This window comes from Nocardia colli (genome assembly GCF_008704205.1).
Lineage (GTDB): Bacteria > Actinomycetota > Actinomycetes > Mycobacteriales > Mycobacteriaceae > Nocardia > Nocardia colli.
This window is the reverse complement of the sequence record NZ_VXLC01000014.1, coordinates 214,466-230,986: the sequence shown is the minus strand read 5'-3', so window position 1 is coordinate 230,986 and position 16,521 is coordinate 214,466. Positions and strand designations below refer to the sequence as shown.

14 protein-coding genes are annotated in these 16,521 nt (G+C 68.4%); 2 read left to right on the top strand and 12 right to left on the bottom strand.

From position 1 onward, the window contains the following. Window positions 1–7: 7 nt before the first annotated feature. The 5 genes from F3087_RS46060 to F3087_RS25475 form a co-directional block, all read right to left on the bottom strand. A complete protein-coding gene (locus F3087_RS46060) occupies window positions 8–169 on the bottom strand; it encodes a hypothetical protein (RefSeq protein ID WP_191094131.1) in 162 nt (53 codons plus the stop codon). A gap of 261 nt (window positions 170–430) precedes the next feature. Further along, window positions 431–1,642: a YeiH family protein gene (locus F3087_RS25485; RefSeq protein WP_150404554.1), complete on the bottom strand. Its 1,212-nt coding sequence runs from the start codon at window positions 1,640–1,642 to the stop codon at window positions 431–433. Then, complete coding sequence (locus tag F3087_RS47165; RefSeq protein ID WP_263407236.1) at window positions 1,642–1,776, bottom strand: hypothetical protein; 135 nt, start codon at window positions 1,774–1,776, stop codon at window positions 1,642–1,644. Before F3087_RS47165 ends, F3087_RS25485 begins: the two co-directional genes overlap by 1 nt. A gap of 125 nt (window positions 1,777–1,901) precedes the next feature. Further along, window positions 1,902–2,753: an ATP phosphoribosyltransferase gene (gene hisG / locus F3087_RS25480; RefSeq protein WP_150404553.1), complete on the bottom strand. Its 852-nt coding sequence runs from the start codon at window positions 2,751–2,753 to the stop codon at window positions 1,902–1,904. Between the two features lie 48 nt (window positions 2,754–2,801). Continuing rightward, complete coding sequence (locus F3087_RS25475) at window positions 2,802–3,083, bottom strand: phosphoribosyl-ATP diphosphatase (protein ID WP_174412539.1); 282 nt, start codon at window positions 3,081–3,083, stop codon at window positions 2,802–2,804. A 138-nt stretch (window positions 3,084–3,221) separates the two neighbouring features. On the opposite strand from F3087_RS25475, the gene F3087_RS25470 reads away from it, so the two are divergent. Continuing rightward, window positions 3,222–4,190, top strand: a complete 969-nt coding sequence (locus tag F3087_RS25470; RefSeq protein ID WP_191094130.1) for an NAD(P)H-dependent flavin oxidoreductase — start codon at window positions 3,222–3,224, stop codon at window positions 4,188–4,190. 72 nt (window positions 4,191–4,262) lie between these two features. Here the strand turns inward: F3087_RS25470 and F3087_RS25465 are convergent, their stop codons facing one another. The 6 genes from F3087_RS25465 to metH all read right to left on the bottom strand — a co-directional run bounded on the left by F3087_RS25465 (window position 4,263) and on the right by metH (window position 14,562). Beyond that, the gene (locus F3087_RS25465; RefSeq protein ID WP_150404551.1) at window positions 4,263–6,074 is read right to left on the bottom strand and encodes a choline/carnitine O-acyltransferase; all 1,812 of its coding nucleotides are present in this window, start codon (window positions 6,072–6,074) and stop codon (window positions 4,263–4,265) included. Further along, the gene (locus F3087_RS25460; protein WP_223885323.1) at window positions 6,071–6,907 is read right to left on the bottom strand and encodes a class I SAM-dependent methyltransferase; all 837 of its coding nucleotides are present in this window, start codon (window positions 6,905–6,907) and stop codon (window positions 6,071–6,073) included. The genes F3087_RS25465 and F3087_RS25460 overlap by 4 nt, the downstream gene beginning before the upstream one ends. Before the next feature lie 61 nt (window positions 6,908–6,968). Continuing rightward, complete coding sequence (locus tag F3087_RS25455; RefSeq protein WP_150404550.1) at window positions 6,969–7,832, bottom strand: HalD/BesD family halogenase; 864 nt, start codon at window positions 7,830–7,832, stop codon at window positions 6,969–6,971. Between the two features lie 149 nt (window positions 7,833–7,981). Next, on the bottom strand, window positions 7,982–8,653 hold the full coding sequence (locus tag F3087_RS25450) for an HAD family hydrolase (RefSeq protein ID WP_263407235.1): 672 nt from the start codon (window positions 8,651–8,653) through the stop codon (window positions 7,982–7,984). A gap of 119 nt (window positions 8,654–8,772) precedes the next feature. After that, entirely contained in the window at window positions 8,773–10,488 is a 1,716-nt protein-coding gene (locus F3087_RS25445) for a serine/threonine-protein kinase (protein WP_150404549.1), read from the bottom strand. 477 nt (window positions 10,489–10,965) lie between these two features. Further along, window positions 10,966–14,562, bottom strand: a complete 3,597-nt coding sequence (metH, locus tag F3087_RS25440) for a methionine synthase (RefSeq protein WP_150404548.1) — start codon at window positions 14,560–14,562, stop codon at window positions 10,966–10,968. A gap of 149 nt (window positions 14,563–14,711) precedes the next feature. On the opposite strand from metH, the gene F3087_RS25435 reads away from it, so the two are divergent. After that, the gene (locus F3087_RS25435; RefSeq protein ID WP_150404547.1) at window positions 14,712–15,596 is read left to right on the top strand and encodes a PAC2 family protein; all 885 of its coding nucleotides are present in this window, start codon (window positions 14,712–14,714) and stop codon (window positions 15,594–15,596) included. A gap of 445 nt (window positions 15,597–16,041) precedes the next feature. On the opposite strand, the gene F3087_RS25430 is transcribed toward F3087_RS25435, so the two are convergent. After that, complete coding sequence (locus F3087_RS25430) at window positions 16,042–16,347, bottom strand: hypothetical protein (RefSeq protein WP_150404546.1); 306 nt, start codon at window positions 16,345–16,347, stop codon at window positions 16,042–16,044. Window positions 16,348–16,521: the final 174 nt, after the last annotated feature.

Below are 16,521 nucleotides of genomic sequence, written 5' to 3'. Positions count from 1 at the left end.
CCGGGCGCTACCGGCCCGTCAGCCAGGTGATGAAGTCCAATGACGTGCCGTGCGATCCGACGAGCCCCACCGCGACGATCAACACCACGACTCCGACGACGTCACCCATCAAGACCAGCACATTGCGCAGGCGTGGCCATCGGCCCACCCGCTCGACGTCCGAAATCATCGACGTCCTCTCATAACTCTGGTGCGTGACCGGTAGCCGCGCCCCGACATTCTCTCTGTGTATTTCGCCCGACACACCGCACAGTGTTGCGGACACACCATGAAATTTTCGTGAAGACTCGCGGAATTGGCGGGCAGCGACAACCGACCGCTAAGCCAGCGGGTGACCACGACCGGTCTGCCGCGCACCAATTCCCGCGCCGCGCACGAAATCGCTAGCAACAACGTGCGCGGCTGGCAACAACGTGCGCGGCGAAGCGGATCAGAGGGTGAAGTTGTGGAACAGCAGGACGGAAAGGCCCAGGCCGACGGCCAGGTTGACTACGACTGCGGAGCCGAAGACGACGATCGGCCGCCAGCCTGCGTCCCGCAGTCCACGCAGCGAGAACTCCAGTCCGATGGAGACGAACGCGAAGATCAGGAACCAGGTGCGCAGATCGTTGATGATCAGGATGTGCGCGGCGCCGGACTTCTTGTCCGCGGACTGCAGGTAGAGCGTGCCGATGATGGAGGCGGCGACGAAGCCGAGGACGAACTTGGGGAACCGCTCCCAGAACTGCCGCGGCGAGGGCCGCACGGCGCCGGCGGTGCGTTCCACCTTCAAGGTGAAGTACGCGGTCAACGCGATCGCGACGAGGCCGATCAGCGCGTTCTGCGTGGTCTTCACGATGGTGGCGATCTGCAGCGCCTTCTCCCCCGCGATCGCGCCCGAGGCCGCGACCGCCGCGGTGGTGTCGATGTTGCCGCCGATCCAGGCGCCGGCGACCGCGTCGGACAGCCCGAGAACGTCAGCCAGCCAAGGCAATACGAAGATCGACGGGAGCGCGAAGATGATCACCAGCGAGGCCGCGTAGGCGATCTGCTCGCGCTTGGCCTGCACCGCGCCGGCCGCCGCGATGGCCGCGCTGACCCCGCAGATGGACACGGCCGAGGACAGCAGCGCGCGCAGTTTGTCGTCGAGCCCGAGCCGTCCGCCGAGCCACCAGGTGAAGCCGAACACCACGGTGATCAGCAGCAACGCCTGCACGATCGACGGCCCGGCGGCGGTCACCAGGATCTTCAGGTTGATCGAGGCGCCGAGCAGCACCACGCCGGTCTTGATGAAGAACTCGGTGCGGAAACCGGCCGAAAGGCGTTCGCGCAGGGCGAGTTTCGACAGGATGACATTGCCGAGCAGGCCGATCGCGATGGCGTACACCGGGAACTCGATCGACTTGGCCACCCGCTTGAACGGGGTGTCTGCCGCCCACTGCGGGACATGGGTGTCGAAGTAGCGGGTCAGCGCGCCCAATGCGATGACCACCGCCAGCCCCGCCACGATCGCCCCGGCGGTCGGGCGCGAGACCGCTTGCAGGGCCGCCGTTTCCGACTTCACCTGACCGGAAGCCTGAGCCTCCGAGCCGGTTCCGGCCGAGGCGGTGACCACGCTCCCCTCGGCGGCCGGATCACCTTCGCGCGCTGGCGTATCCGACATCACGGCACCAGCCAATCCGGGATCGCGCCGATCAGGACCAGCGCGATCAGCGCCAGTCCGACGATCGCCGCCAGCCAGTCCTCGTTCCAGGCGAATATGCTTCCCGAACGTTCCTCGGGCGATGTCTGTGACACGGGCGTGCTCCTTGCGTTCCTCATCGAGAGGCCGCACGGTAGCAACGCCCGGTCACCCGGCACACCGGTTGCGTTCAGCGTGAATTATTCACGCATACAAGACAAATCAGACGGCGATAATCCGCTCAGAAGGCGCGGCAGGAGCGGATGTCGAAGGCGAGAATGGCCTTGGCGCCGAGCTCGGCGAGCTGGTCCATCACCTCGTTGCCCTGCTTGCGCGGCACCATCGCCCGGATCGCGACCCAGCCGTCGTCGGCCAGCGGCGAGACCGTCGGCGACTCCAGCCCCGGGGTGATCTTGACCGCCGCCTCCAGCAGCTCCTTCGGGCAGTCGTAATCCAGCATGATGTACTGCTGGCCGAAGACCACGCCCTGCACGCGGGCGATGAGCTGATTGCGCGCCCGTTCCTGCTGATCGGAGCCGGTGCGCTCGATCAGCACCCCCTCCGAGTCACACAGCGACTCGCCGAACGCGACCAGGTTGTGCTGACGCAGCGTCCGGCCGGAGCCGACCACGTCGGCGATCGCGTCGGCGACGCCGAGCTGGATGGAGATCTCCACCGCGCCGTCCAGGCGGATCACCTCGGCCTCGATGCCGCGCCGTTGCAGGTCGCTGAGCACGAGGTTCGGGTAGGAGGTGGCGATCCGCTTGTCGTAGAGGTCCTCGACCTGCCAGGCCTGTCCGGCCGGCGCGGCGTAGCGGAACGAAGAGCGGCCGAAGCCGAGGCCGAGCCGCTCGCTGACCGGCGCGCCGGAATCGAGCGCGAGATCGCGGCCGGTGATGCCGAGGTCGAGTTCGCCGGACCCGACGTAGATGGCGATGTCCTTGGGACGCAGGAAGAAGAATTCGACCTGGTTGGCCGGGTCCAGCACGGTCAGGTCGCGGGCATCGGTCCGCTTGCGATAGCCGGCCTCGACCAGGATGGCGGTGGCGGCCTCGGACAGGGCGCCTTTATTGGGGACTGCGACGCGCAGCATGGGAGGGGGTCCTTTCGGGAGGTGAAACTACGGAGTAAGACGCGGCCATCACAGATGTCGGTACACGTCTTCGAGCTTCAGTCCACGACCCACCATCAGCACCTGCACCCAGTACAGCAGCTGGGAGATCTCCTCGGCGAGCGACTCGTCGCTCTCGTGCTCGGCGGCCAGCCAGACCTCGCCGGCCTCCTCGAGCACCTTCTTACCCTGGCTATGCACGCCCGCGTCCAGCGCGGCCACGGTTCCGGACCCCTCGGGGCGGGTAACCGCACGATCCTGCAGCTCGGCGAACAGGGTTTCGAAGTTCTTCACGATGAGCCATTGTTTCAGACCGGTGTGCGGGACCGTTGCTCCGGCCCAACCGACCCCGTCCGATCGAGCGGGAACTGGTGTCGGCAACGGTCGAGAGGCGACCGGCACCAGTTCCCGCTCGGCGGGCGCGACCCGCTAGTGCGGGCATCATTGGGTATGCCGCTGCACACCGCGTTGTCTGAAATGTTTGATTTGCGCCATCCGATCGTGTCGGCGCCGATGGGTGGTGTGGCCGGAGGCGCACTGGCTGCCGCCGTAGCCAATGCCGGCGGGTTGGGGCTGGTCGGCAGCGGAGATCGCGCGTGGCTCGAACGGGAGCTGGCGATCGTCGGGGCCAGCGCACGGTCCGCGTGGGGTATCGGATTCCTGAGCTGGGCGATCGACGACGATACGGTCCGCTGGGCGCTCACCGAGTATCGGCCGCGAGCGGTGTTGCTGTCGTTCGGCGATCCGGCGCCCTTCGTCGAGTCGGTTCGTGCCGCGAGCGCGGTGCTGATGGTGCAGGTCACCGACCTCGACGAGGCACGCAGAGCGGTCGAAGTCGGCGCGGATGTGATCGTCGCGCAGGGCGGTGCGGCAGGTGGGCACGGCGCGGGGCGTTCGACGATGACCTTGGTGCCCGCCGTCGCCGATCTGGTGCACCCGACGCCGGTGCTCGCGGCGGGCGGCATCGCGGACGGTCGCGGGCTCGCCGCAGCGGTGACCCTCGGTGCGGCCGGAGCCATGATCGGCACCCGGTTCGAGGCGACCCCCGAGGCGATTCTCACCCACGAAGAGCGGCAGGCCATCGTCGCCGCGCGCGGTGACGACACCGCACGCAACCGGGTGTTCGACATCGCCCGCCGATCTCCCTGGCCGGCGAAGTACACCGCACGCATGCTGCGCACCCCGTTCTTCGATCGCTGGCAAGAACACGAGGACGAACTACGCGCGGACACCGCCGCGCAGGATGTCTACTTGGACGCCGTGCGGCGCGATGATCCAGCCCAAATCCCGATCTGGGCGGGCGAGGGCGTCGACCTGATCACCGCGATCGAACCCGCCGCCGACGTACTGGCTCGGATTGCCGAGGAGGCCGACGCCGCGCTCGGCCGTGCCGCGCGCCGGCATATCGACACCCGTTGAGCGTTCATCGAGTTCGCCTGCGCGCACGGCAGGCAACCTGCTGTGGCGCAGGCGAACTCGATGAACGCCAAGTCAATTCGCGAGCAGCGTCGTCAGATCGGCAACGGCCGTGCGGAGATGGTCGGCGAAGGCGTGCATCTCGTCGGCGACCGTGGTCGGCGTGGCCAGATACAGATTCCAGCGATCCGGCAGCAGGACGTACGCGACGCCGATGCAGCGCGGGCTGGTGGAGCCGAAACCGAAGTAGCGGATGTTGACCGACGGCGCCGAGCTGGTGCTCAGGTAGTCGTCCCGCATGATCAGCCAGCCGGGGCTGTCGTAGAGCGGAATCGATTCGGTGACACCGAGTTCCGCGCCCCGCCGGCGCTGGATCCACTGGAGTTCCCAGAGGTGCTGTTCGGGCGCGTCACCGGCCTGGCACTGCTTGGCCCGGGCGACGTGCGCCGCGGCCGCGGTACGCGCGGCGGCCAGCTTTGCCGCCTGATCGACCTCGGGGTCCTGCACCGCGTCGACGAACGCGATCATCTCCGGGGTGATCACCCGCATGGCCTCGGTGCGGCCGTTGCGGTACTGCCGGGTGGCGATGGATTCGTAAGTGGCGCCGGTGATTCCCTTGCTGCGCCGATGCGCGAGCTGATAACTCAACTGCGCGAACGCATCCGGGGAGATGCCGAGCCGCTTGGCCTGGGTGGTGCCGAAGTCCGGGAAAGATACCGTCTGCGTGGCGTTTTCGGCGGCGTAGCGGGCGAAGTCCGCCCCGGCCGCGGCAATGTCGTTGCGCTGCGCCGCATCCAGCACGAAGTCGATCGGCTCGACCGCGGGCAGGCCCTGCGCCTGTGCCCCGGATCGCTCGACGTGGTCCTGCGCCGAGGTCTCCAGCAGGGCATCGACGAAGGACAGCACGGTGGTGCCGTCGAGTCCACAGTGCTCGATGTTGATGCCCGCCTGGCCGTCCGCGAAGACGATGAACGACACCGCCTTGTCGAACCACCGGTTCGCGCTGTCGCCGTGCAGCAGGCTGTCACACGCCTGCTGCTCGTCGGCCGGCGCGAAATCCTCCAGGCAGACGCAGAACAGCGCGGTCTCGATGGCGTCCAGCGCCGCGGCGTTGGCCGGCTCGGCCAGCAATTCCTGCCGGCTCGCCGCCCACTCGGCCCGCGCCTTGGTGGTGAGATGGCCTACCGCGGAATCGGTTCGGGTCGAGCGGGCGCCCGCCTTGAGCACCTCGCGCAGCCCGCAGGCCAGGTCGTCCAGCGAGTGCGGCACGCCGTCCGGGCCGATCGCGTCCATCCGGAAGATGCTGCCGCGGAAGAAGACCACGATGTGCCTGGCGTCGGACGGGCCGGGCCATTCCGCGCTGTAGGGCACCCGGACGCTGTCCTGTTCCGCGCCCGGGATGCGGGTCTCGGAGAACAGGTACTTGTTCTGCCACATGGACAGCGCCTGTCCGCGTTGCAGCACCGGCGGGATCGCCTCGGCGTCCAGGGCGATCTTGTAATCCACCGCGGCGGCGATGATTCCGGCCGCCCGGTCCACCTGGGTGGCGGCGGTCGAGGCGGCGAGCACCGTTTCGTCGCGGAACAGGAAGAAGAAGTTGGCGTTCAACGCGATCCGGTCGCGCCGGCCCAGGTAGCGCGACGGCCAGAACAGGTCGAGCCAGCTGCCGACGCCGGGGGTGGCGTCGTACTCGGCGAGGGCCGCGTGCAGGGTGCGGCCGGGTCCGTCCGCGCGCAGCAGGTCGGTGACCGCCGCCTCGGTGGTGGCGAGTTCGTCGGCGGTCAGCAGCGGAGCGCACCACTCCAGGAATCGGGCGCTGCTGGCTTCCAGCGTCGGCAGGGGCACCCGGGGCAGGGTGTCGTCGGCGGCGAACGTGCGTTCGGTCAATGCTGGTCCTCGGTGTCGGCGTGGTGCTTCGGCAACGGTCGCGATAGGTACAGGCCGGCGTAGAGCCAGCCTTCGGTTTCCCGGTCGGTGGTGTCGATTCCCTTGGCGGACAAGGTGTTCAGCACCTGGGTCTGCTCGGCCGCGGAGGCGAACCTGCGCTGCTGGTAGAGCCCCGGCGCCTGCTCGGTCCGGTAGCCGAGCGCGGCGAGGTCCGCGGCGATCGGCGCGAAGTCGAACATGCGCAGCACGAAGTGTGCCATCCATGGTCGCCGACGCGGATGCGCGGTGGCGACCCGGGTCAGCGTTTTCTCGGTGACGTAGCCGATGCAACCGGTGGAGATGATGATGTCCGCGCCGGCCAGCAGCTCGCGCTGCTCGTCGGTCGGCTCGCCGGACTCCAGGTCGGCGTGCACGGTGTCGTGCAGCAGGCCCGTCTCTTTCGCGTAGGCGAGCGCGGGCGCGGAGGCGTCCATGCCGAGGAAGCGGACATCGGTGAGGCTGTCCCGGCTGCCCAGATCGGCGCGGTCGCGGGCGACGAGCGCCGCGTGATCGCCCTCGGCGGCGCGGTAGTGCTCGGCGAGTTCGGCCATGGTGGTGTCGAAGCGCAGCAGGGCCGCGTTGACGCCGTAGGAGCAGCCGATGTCCAGCACGGTGGGGGTGCTGACCCTGGCCGAGGCGCGGTACTCCCGAATCTGCTGCTGGAACACGGGTTTCGCCAGTTCAGGAATGCGGTAGTCGAGGTCGGACATGCGGGCGTAGTAGTCGCGTGGATCGGGACGGTCGTAGATGTCGTCGAAGGAGGCTTTCCCGGTCGTGTGTAACGGCACTGCCACAGTCGTTCCTCTCGGGTCGAGCGGTTGTTCCCGATCACTGGTATCGATCGGGCCGTTCGGCTCAGTCGAGCAAACGGTCGCCGCGGACAACGTCGGCCGCGGCGGCCAGATGGTCGGGTAGTACACGGCCGAAGAGTTGCCGGGTGCGCTCCACCGTGCCGATCACGCCGGGGCGGTCGGTGTAGGCGAAGATCGCCGAATGCCGTTGCGTGGCACCGGCGACGGGCGACACTCGGTGCAGGGAGAAGCGTCCCTGGAACAGTTGCAGGTCGCCGGGGCGCAGGTCGAGGCGCTGGATCAGGCCCTCCCCCGCATCGGTGAGCACGGCGCGCACATCGTCCAGGTTTTCCGCCTCCGGCGTGCGAATGTTGGGGCAGTACTCGAAGATTCCGCCCGACTCGGCGGGCTGGGTCAGCATGCTGACGGTGAATTCGTTGGTGTCGAAGTGCCACGGATGCGACATGCCGGGCGCGACGACGTTGAGGCACAGGCCCGCCAGCGGATCGGCGAACTCGTGCAGCTCGGCCAGGCCGAAGCAGTCGGCGACGAAACGCTGAAATCCCTTGTCGGTGTAGAGCTGATGGATCAGCGCGTCGCCGGGGATGCGGTCGCGCGGCACGAAGGCGTTACCGCGCTCGAGCACGATGGCGCCCGGATGGTCTTGCGGCAGTTCGGTATCCAGCGGGATGTTGTACGCGTTGACCCGCTCGACCTCGTAGTAGGCGTGCGGCGCCATCGCATCGCCCTGCGCCCGTAGCGTTTCGGTCAGTTCCGGGCGGATGAAACCGCGCAGCACGGTGCACCCGCTCGCGGCCAATTCCGCCCGCGCGTGCGCCACGGCGGCGCCGCGACCGGGGTCCGCGGAATTCGCGAGGGGATACCGTGCGGTATCTACGATCTCGTCGAGGACACCCAACGCTGTCATGGCGACATTCTGGTAGAGCGGAGCGCCGACACGCCCGGGATTGGGCGAGATTGCCGGTGATCGCGGTCACACCTACCAGCAGCGCGCACTACCGTTGCGGCACAGTAACTCTCGATAAAGCGCGGTCGGGAGTGTCGGACGGCGGCCGGTCAGCCGCGCTGCTTCAGCGCCTGTCCGAGGTCCTCGACCGTCAGCCCGACCAAGGTGTCGCGGAAGCTGCGGCCGGGTCCGTCCGGCACCGGGATCTCGCACGGGATCACGATCACCGCGCAGCCCGCGGCGTGGGCCGCGCGAGTGCCGGTCGGCGAATCCTCCACCGCCACACAGTCGCGCGGGTCGACGCCGAGCAGTTCGGCGGCGCGCAGGTACACGTCCGGTTCCGGCTTGCCGCGCGCCACCTCGTCGCCGCAGACCGACACGTCGAAGAAGTCGCGGCCCAGGGTGTCGAGCCCGTACTCGGCGAGCGACCGCTTGGTATTGGTGACCAGCGCCGACTTCAGCCCGGCGGCCCGGACCAACCCCAGCGCGTCCTTCGCGCCCGGCCGCCACGGGATGGGGCCGGTCATCAACTCGGTCACCCGGTGCTCGATGAACTCCCCCGCTTCGCGCACCGCCTCGGGTGTCGGCTCGATGCCGATACCGGTGAACAGCAGCCGCAGCGCATCCGGTCCGGACGCGCCGATGAAGGTGTGCCGGAGCTCGTCGGTCAGCTCCCGGTCGTGCCGGCCGGCGAGTTCGCGCATCGCGACATCCCAGAGCTTCTCCGAATCCAGGAGCGTGCCGTCCATATCCCACAGAACAGCAACTGGTCGCGCGGTCACACATCTCCTCGTTCCGAAGTACCGATCAGGCCGTAGCCACGATAACCGCCGCACCCGGGGGACCACCGTGGCCAGTTGCCCAGTTGTGGCCCCTACCACTCCGGAGACGAGAACTGTGCTTACGTTCCCGACGCGGTGATCAGCATGCGGCCGTTCTCGGCGGCGACCTGGAACCAGCGGGTCTCGTTCACCGTCTCGCCGTTCTTCTTCACATAGGTGAGCGAGGCCACCGCGCGGTTGTCGCCGTTCGGCGTCACCGAGCGCACGGTGATCGAGCTGATCGTGCCCCACCAGCGGACGTACTCGTTGTAGCCACCGGCCACGCCCTGATACGCGGGCGAGAGCTGCGACCACGCGGCACTGGGATTGCCGGGGAGCATGCCGTAGTAGCCGGACACGAACTGAGAAACCTTCTCCGGCGTCGGCGGACCGAACGGCGTCGCGCTGATGGTCGGCGGGGGCGTTGTCGGCGGCGCGGACGAGGGCGGGGCCGACGCGGACGGCGGGGCCGACGACGGCGTCGGCGTGCCGCTCGGCTGCGCCGACGGCGTGGGGTTGGCCACCGGCGCCGGCGACTCCGGCTGGCCGGGGCCTGCCGCGTTCGGCGGCTGCGCCGGGACCTCCGCGGACGAGGACGTGCTCGTGTTCACCGGCGGCGTCGCGGTGTCACCGCTCTTGCGATCGTTGGTGACGAAGGCGATGAGCCCGATCACCGCCAGCACCACGACGAACGCGGCGCCCGCCATCGCCAGCGAACGATTGCGCGACGGCCCGCTGCCCGGACCGCCCGGCAGCGTCGCACCGCTGCGCGGCGGGACCGGCGGCTGTGCGGAAACGGATTCGGCGACCGGCGGATTGGTCAACGCGGCGGTCGGTACCACGGTGGTCGCGTCGTTCGCGTTACCCGCGGCGTCGGTGCTCGTCGGCGAACTCGGTTGCGGCAGAACGGTGGTCGCGTTGTCCGCGCCGGGCGCGGGCAGCGCCTTGGTGAGCGCGGGCGTGCCCAGGCTCGGAACCCGGCCCTCCGCAACGGCTTCCAGCGCCTTCTGCGCCTCGCGCATGGTCGGGCGCGCATCGATGGTCGGGGCGAGCAGGCGCAGCAGGACGGGCCCGAGCGCGCCGGCGTGCTCAGGGTTCGGCACCTGTCCGCGCGCGACGGCGTGCAGCACGGCCAGGGGGTTGTCCCCCTCGCCGAACGGCGGCAGGCCCTCCACGGCGGCGTAAAGCGTTGAGCCGAGGGCGAATACGTCGGAGGCCGGTTCCGGGTTCTCGCCGCGCGCCACCTCGGGCGCGAGGTAGGCCGGGGTGCCGGCCAGGAAGCCGGTGGCGGTCACGGTGACGTCGCCGACGGCGCGGGAGATGCCGAAGTCGGTGATCTTCACCGTGCCGTCGTCGCCGACGAGCAGGTTGGCCGGCTTCACGTCGCGGTGCATGATGCCCGCGTCGTGCGCGGCGGCCAGCGCGCCCGCGGCTTGCGCGCCGATCCGGGCGACCTCGACCGGCGACAGGGTGCGCTTGCCGGAGAGCTTGGCCGCCAGGCTCGGCGCGTCCATGTATTCCATGACCAGCCACGGCTGGCCGTCTTCCTCGGCGACGTCGAAGACGGTGATCGCGTGCGGATGGTGCAGGCGCGCGGCGATACGGCCCTCGCGCATGGCGCGCAGCTTCGCCTCCAGCGCGGCGGTGCGGGTCAATCCCGGCCCGAGGATGAGCTGTTTCACCGCGACCGTGCGGCGCAGGCGGACATCGGTGCCTCGCCAGACGACGCCCATCGCGCCTGTGCCGATCGGATCCGTGAGCCGATACCGTCCCGCGATCAATCGGTCCGCCGTCATGCTGTTGTGCCTTCCTGCTTACGCGCCGAGCTGGTACTGCAGTGGCGCGCAACGCCGGGAAATCCCCGAAATTGCTACGCGCCGTAGTCCTTTACACCCGTAAGCAGCGATGGCGACGCATCCGCCGACTGCCCCGGATGCAGTTGCAACGCTTCCGACAATGGCATACCCACCCGACACACATCCACCTCACCGAACGCCCCTGGAAGATCGCCCAGGTCAGCGCCCCGCCACGCCGAAGCACGAAATCCGCTCGGCGCGTCGGGATTTGCCCAAATCATGGCATACGAGCAGGTAGCCAAGGCCCTTGCGGTACGCGAACAGTGTTCCGCAGCACGGTGACCACGCTCACTTCATACCGATCGGTTTGATAACTCATTCGACAAGCGCCGGACACGCCGAAAGCCGCACACCCCCGTAGCGAGCGTGCGGCTAACTCGACGACAGCGCGCGGGTGACTCCCCCGCGCGCCGAGCCTCAGGCGTTGAAGTACTTCGCCTCGGGATGCAGCAGGACGAAGGCGTCGGTGGACTGCTCCGGGTGCAGCTGGAGTTCCTCGGACAGCACGACGCCGATCCGATCGGCCTCGAGCAGGTCGACCAGTTTGGCACGGTCGTCCAGGTCCGGGCAGGCGCCGTAGCCGAACGAGTAGCGCGCGCCGCGGTAGCCGAGTTTGAAGTATTCGAGGACGTCGCTGGGGTCGTCGTCGGCGACCGCGTGCCCGTCCAGGGTCAGTTCCTCGCGCACCCGGCGGTGCCAGTATTCGGCCAGGGCCTCGGTGAGCTGGACGCCGATGCCGTGCACCTCGAGGTAGTCGCGGTAGTTGTCCGCGGCGAACAACTCGTTGGCGAAGTCGGCGATCGGCTGGCCCATGGTGACCAGCTGGAAGGGCAGCACGTCCACCTGACCGGTCTGCTCGGCCCGTTCGCGCGAGCGGATGAAGTCGGCGATACACAGGAAGCGATCGCGCTGCTGACGCGGGAAGGTGAACCGATAGCGTTCGGGCGCACCAGGATTGGGTTCGGTGAGCACGATCACGTCGTCGCCCTCGGACACCGCCGGGAAGTACCCGTACACCACGGCCGCGTGTTGCAACACGCCCTCGGTGCTGAGCCGATCCAGCCAGGCGCGGAACCGCGGCCTGCCCTCGGTCTCCACGAGTTCCTCGTAGCTCGGCCCCTCGCCGCCGCGCTGGCCGCGCAGACCCCACTGGCCGAGGAACAGGGCCCGTTCGTCCAGCAGCCCCGAATACTCGTGCAGCGCCAGGCCTTTCACCACCCGGGTGCCCCAGAACGGCGGCGTCGGCACCGGCACGTCCGCGGCGACATCGGAGCGCGCGGGCACCTCGATCGGCACCTCGGCGGCCTTGCGCTCTTCGGCGATCCGCTTGGACCGTTCGTGGCGCGCCTTGCGCTGGGCCGCCTTCTCCCGCTCGGCGATCGCCTCCGGGCTGTCCGGGTCGATGCCGCCGCCGCGCTTGCGGGTCATGATGTCGTCCATCAACCGCAGGCCCTCGAACGCGTCGCGGGCGTAGTGCACGTCGCCCTCGTACACCTCGGTCAGGTCGTTCTCGACGTAACCGCGGGTCAGCGCCGCGCCGCCGAGCAGCACCGGGAACTGCTCGGCCACGCCCTTGGTGTTGAGCTCCTGCAGGTTTTCCTTCATGATCACGGTCGACTTCACCAGCAGCCCGGACATGCCGATGACGTCGGCCTTCTTGTCCACCGCGGCATCGAGGATGGTCGCGATCGGCTGCTTGATGCCGAGGTTGACCACCTCGTAGCCGTTGTTGGACAGGATGATGTCGACCAGGTTCTTGCCGATGTCGTGCACGTCGCCCTTGACCGTGGCCAGCACGATGCGGCCCTTGCCGCTGTCGTCGGTGGCCTCCATGTGCGGCTCCAGGTAGGCGACCGCGGCCTTCATCACCTCGGCCGACTGCAACACGAACGGCAGCTGCATCTGGCCGGAGCCGAACAGCTCACCGACCGTCTTCATGCCGGACAGCAGCGTCTCGTTGATGATCTGCAACGGCGGCACCTGCTGCATCGCCTCTTCGAGATCGGCCTCCATGCCGTTGCGCTCGCCGTCGACGATCCGCCGGGCCAGCCGCTCGAACAGCGGCAGCGCCGCCATCTCCTCGGCCCGCGAGGCCCGCGACGACGAGGTCGACACGCCCTCGAACAGGCCCATCAGCTTCTGCAGCGGGTCGTAGTCCTCGCCGCGCCGGTCGTAGACCAGATCGAGCGCGGTCTCGCGCTGCTCGTCCGGGATCCGCGCCATCGGCAGGATCTTCGACGCGTGCACGATCGCGGAATCCAGTCCCGCCTGGACGCATTCGTGCATGAACACCGAATTCAGCACCTGCCGGGCCGCCGGGTTCAGGCCGAAGGAGATGTTCGACAGGCCGAGCGTGGTCTGCACGGCCGGATGCTTGCTCTTCAGCAACCGGATGGCTTCGATGGTCTCGATGCCGTCCTTGCGCGATTCTTCCTGACCGGTGCCGAGGGTGAAGGTCAGCGTGTCGATGATGATGTCGCTTTCGCGCACACCCCAGTTGCCGGTGATGTCCGCGATGAGCCGCTCGGCGATGGCCACCTTCTTCGCGGCGGTGCGGGCCTGGCCCTCCTCGTCGATGGTCAGCGCGACCACGGCGGCGCCGTGCTCGGCGACCAGCCGCATGGTCTGCTGGAACCGCGATTCGGGGCCGTCGCCGTCCTCGTAGTTCACCGAGTTCACCGCGCACCGGCCGCCGAGGTGCTCCAAACCGGCCTTCAGCACCGGGGTTTCGGTGGAGTCGAGCATGATCGGCAGCGTCGAGGAGGTGGCCAGCCGCGCGGCCAGCGCCTCCATGTCCTTCGCGCCGTCGCGGCCGACGTAGTCGACGCACAGGTCGAGCATGTGCGCGCCGTCGCGGGTCTGGTCCTTGGCGATGTCGAGGCACTTCTGCCAGTCCTCGGCCAGCATCGCGTCGCGGAATGCCTTGGAGCCGTTGGCATTCGTCCGCTCGCCGATCATCATGACCGACGCTTCCTGCTCGAACGGCACCGCCGTGTACATGCTGGACACCGCGGGCTCGTGCACCGGGCTGCGCCGATCGTCGAGCGCGGGCAGCTTCGGCTCGATCTCCCGGACCGCCTCGGTGACCTGCCGGATGTGCTCGGGGGTGGTGCCACAGCAGCCGCCGACCAGCGCGAGGCCGAACTCGGAGACGAAGCCGCTCAGCGCGACCGCGAGTTCCTCTGGGGTGAGCGGGTATTCGGCGCCGTGCTTGCCGAGCACCGGCAGGCCGGCGTTCGGCATCACCGACACCGGGACCTGCGCGTGCCGGGACAGATGCCGCAGGTGCTCGCTCATCTCGGCCGGGCCGGTCGCGCAGTTCAGCCCGATCATGTCGATGCCGAGCGGCTCCAGCGCGGTGAGCGCCGCGCCGATCTCGCTGCCGACCAGCATGGTGCCGGTGGTTTCCACGGTGACGTGGGTGATGATCGGAATGCGCCGGCCGAGCAGGCGCATGGCCTCCCGGCTGCCGTTCACCGCGGCCTTGACCTGGAGCAGGTCCTGACAGGTCTCGATGAGGATCGCGTCGGCGCCGCCCTCGAGCATGCCGAGCGCGGATTCGGTGTAGGCGTCGCGCAGCGCGGTATAAGGAGCATGGCCGAGGGTGGGCAGCTTCGTGCCCGGACCCATCGAGCCGAGCACATAGCGCGGGGTGCCGTCGGCGGACGGCCCCATCTCGTCGGCCACCTCGCGGGCCAGCCGGGTGCCGCGCTCGGACAGGTCGCGGATGCGGTCGGCGATGTCGTAGTCGGCCAGGTTCGGCAGGTTGCAGCCGAAGGTGTTGGTCTCGACCGCGTCGGCGCCGGCCTCGAAGTACGCGCGGTGAATACTGCGTAGCACGTCGGGGCGGGTGTCGTTGAGGATCTCGTTGCAGCCTTCCAACCCGATGAAGTCATCGAGGGTCAGATCGGCCGCCTGCAACATGGTGCCCATCGCACCGTCGCCGATCACGACACGGCGACGCAACGTGTCGAGGAGCGTGGTGTCGAACACGGCGGGGATGGACGCAGACATGAGATCAAGCGTAATGGTCGGGTGCGACAGTGCAGCTCGCCGAGTCGAGTGGGCAGCGACACACCCGGTCATCGCCGCCGCTGCCGAACACGCCGGGCCCGGCCACGGCATACGACACGCCAGTTCCCCGCACACATTAGGCTGACCGAGTGAACCCCAGTGAAACTCCCGATCCGGAACTGCCGACATTGCGGGAACCGGTGCTGGTCGCGGCCTTCGAAGGCTGGAACGACGCGGGCGACGCCGCAAGCGGCGCCGTAGAGCATCTGGAATTGATCTGGGACGCCGAGCCGCTAGCCGAACTCGATTCCGAGGACTACTACGACTACCAGGTCAACCGGCCGACCGTTCGGCAGGTAGACGGCGTGACCAGGGAAATCCAGTGGCCTTCGACCATGCTGTCGGTCTGCTCGCCCCCGGGCAGCGATCGCGACATCGTGCTGCTGCGCGGCATCGAGCCCAACATGCGCTGGCGCAGCTTCTGCGAGGACCTGCTGGAGTTCATCGAACAACTCGGCGTGCAAACCGTGGTCATCCTCGGCGCGCTGCTCGCCGACACCCCGCACACCCGTCCCGTTCCGGTCACCGGCTCCGCCTATAGCAAGGAGGCGGCCGAGCGCTTCAATCTGGAGCAGACCCGGTACGAGGGACCGACCGGCATCACCGGCGTGTTGCAGGATCAATGCGTCAAGGCGGGTGTGCCGGCGGTGTCGTTCTGGGCCGCCGTGCCGCACTATGTTTCGCAGCCGCCGAACCCGAAGGCCACCATCGCGTTGCTGCACCGGGTCGAGGACGTGCTCGATATCGAGGTGCCGCTGGGCGAGCTGCCCGCGCAGTCCGAGGAGTGGGAGACCGCGGTCAACGAGATGACCGCGGGCGACGACGAGGTCACCGAGTACGTGCGCTCGCTCGAGGAGCGCGGCGACGCGGCGGTCGATGTGAACGAGGCGATGGCCAAGATCGACGGCGACGCCATCGCGGCCGAGTTCGAGAAGTACCTGCGCAGGCGCGGTCCGGGCAGCTTCGGGCTCTGAACCGCCTGCGCGTCAACCGCTTTGGTTCGCCGTGTGCCGGAGGGTTGCGGCATGCGGTGGACGCGGTCGCGCTGCGCGCGGTGCCGACCGCCACATTGGTAGCCGCCAGGTTGCTGTTCGCCGACTGATGCCCCCTGGCAAATCCGCTGCCGCGCAGCAGGATTCCGGGGTGGGCCCGCGCGTTTCGATACGCCGGACCGGGGAGCGATTGGTCACGGCCGGGCGCCCAGCCCTGATTGCCATGGCTGCGGCGGTCCAGGCCGGCAGCTCGCTGTTCGGTTATCTCCTGCCCTGGCAGGAGGATCCGCGGTGGGGCACCACCATGTTGCGGCGTTGCTCGCCTCGCTGCCGGCCGGTGTGGCCACGACGAGGATGCTCGCGGAAGTTCGACGACGGCACCGATGGCGGGTGTTGTCCCGCAGGCCGGGCGCGGCCGTCCGGGCGCTCAGGTCTCGATGGTCCAGACCTGTGCCGCCGCCTCGCGGGCCAGTTTCGCTAGCAGAATATCCCGCGGGATCGTCTGGCCGGCAAGATGATCGAGCGACGGCACCACGACGTGATGTGCGTCCGCTCGCTTGAGTTCCTGGGTCAGCTCGACGAATGCCGCGCCGTCACCGGAAGTCGATTCATGGAACGTCGCGGCGAAGCAGAGCCCCTCTTCGCGGGCGAGGGTGCTCATCGCATCCTCTAGCTCTGCACAGTGGCCATCGGCCAAATCGTCACGCAAGTATCCATAGATCAACGCTTCCACCCGAACCTCCGTTGGATTGGGTACCGCTGTCCTTATGTGGATCTCCCCATTGTGGGGTACTGCGCCTTGCAAGGACAGATGCAATTGCATCTGGTCGAGACGAGATGTGTCCGGCTAACTTTCCGCTCTCATGTCCAGCATGTACAACGCCAACTTGCGAATGTAGATGTCAAC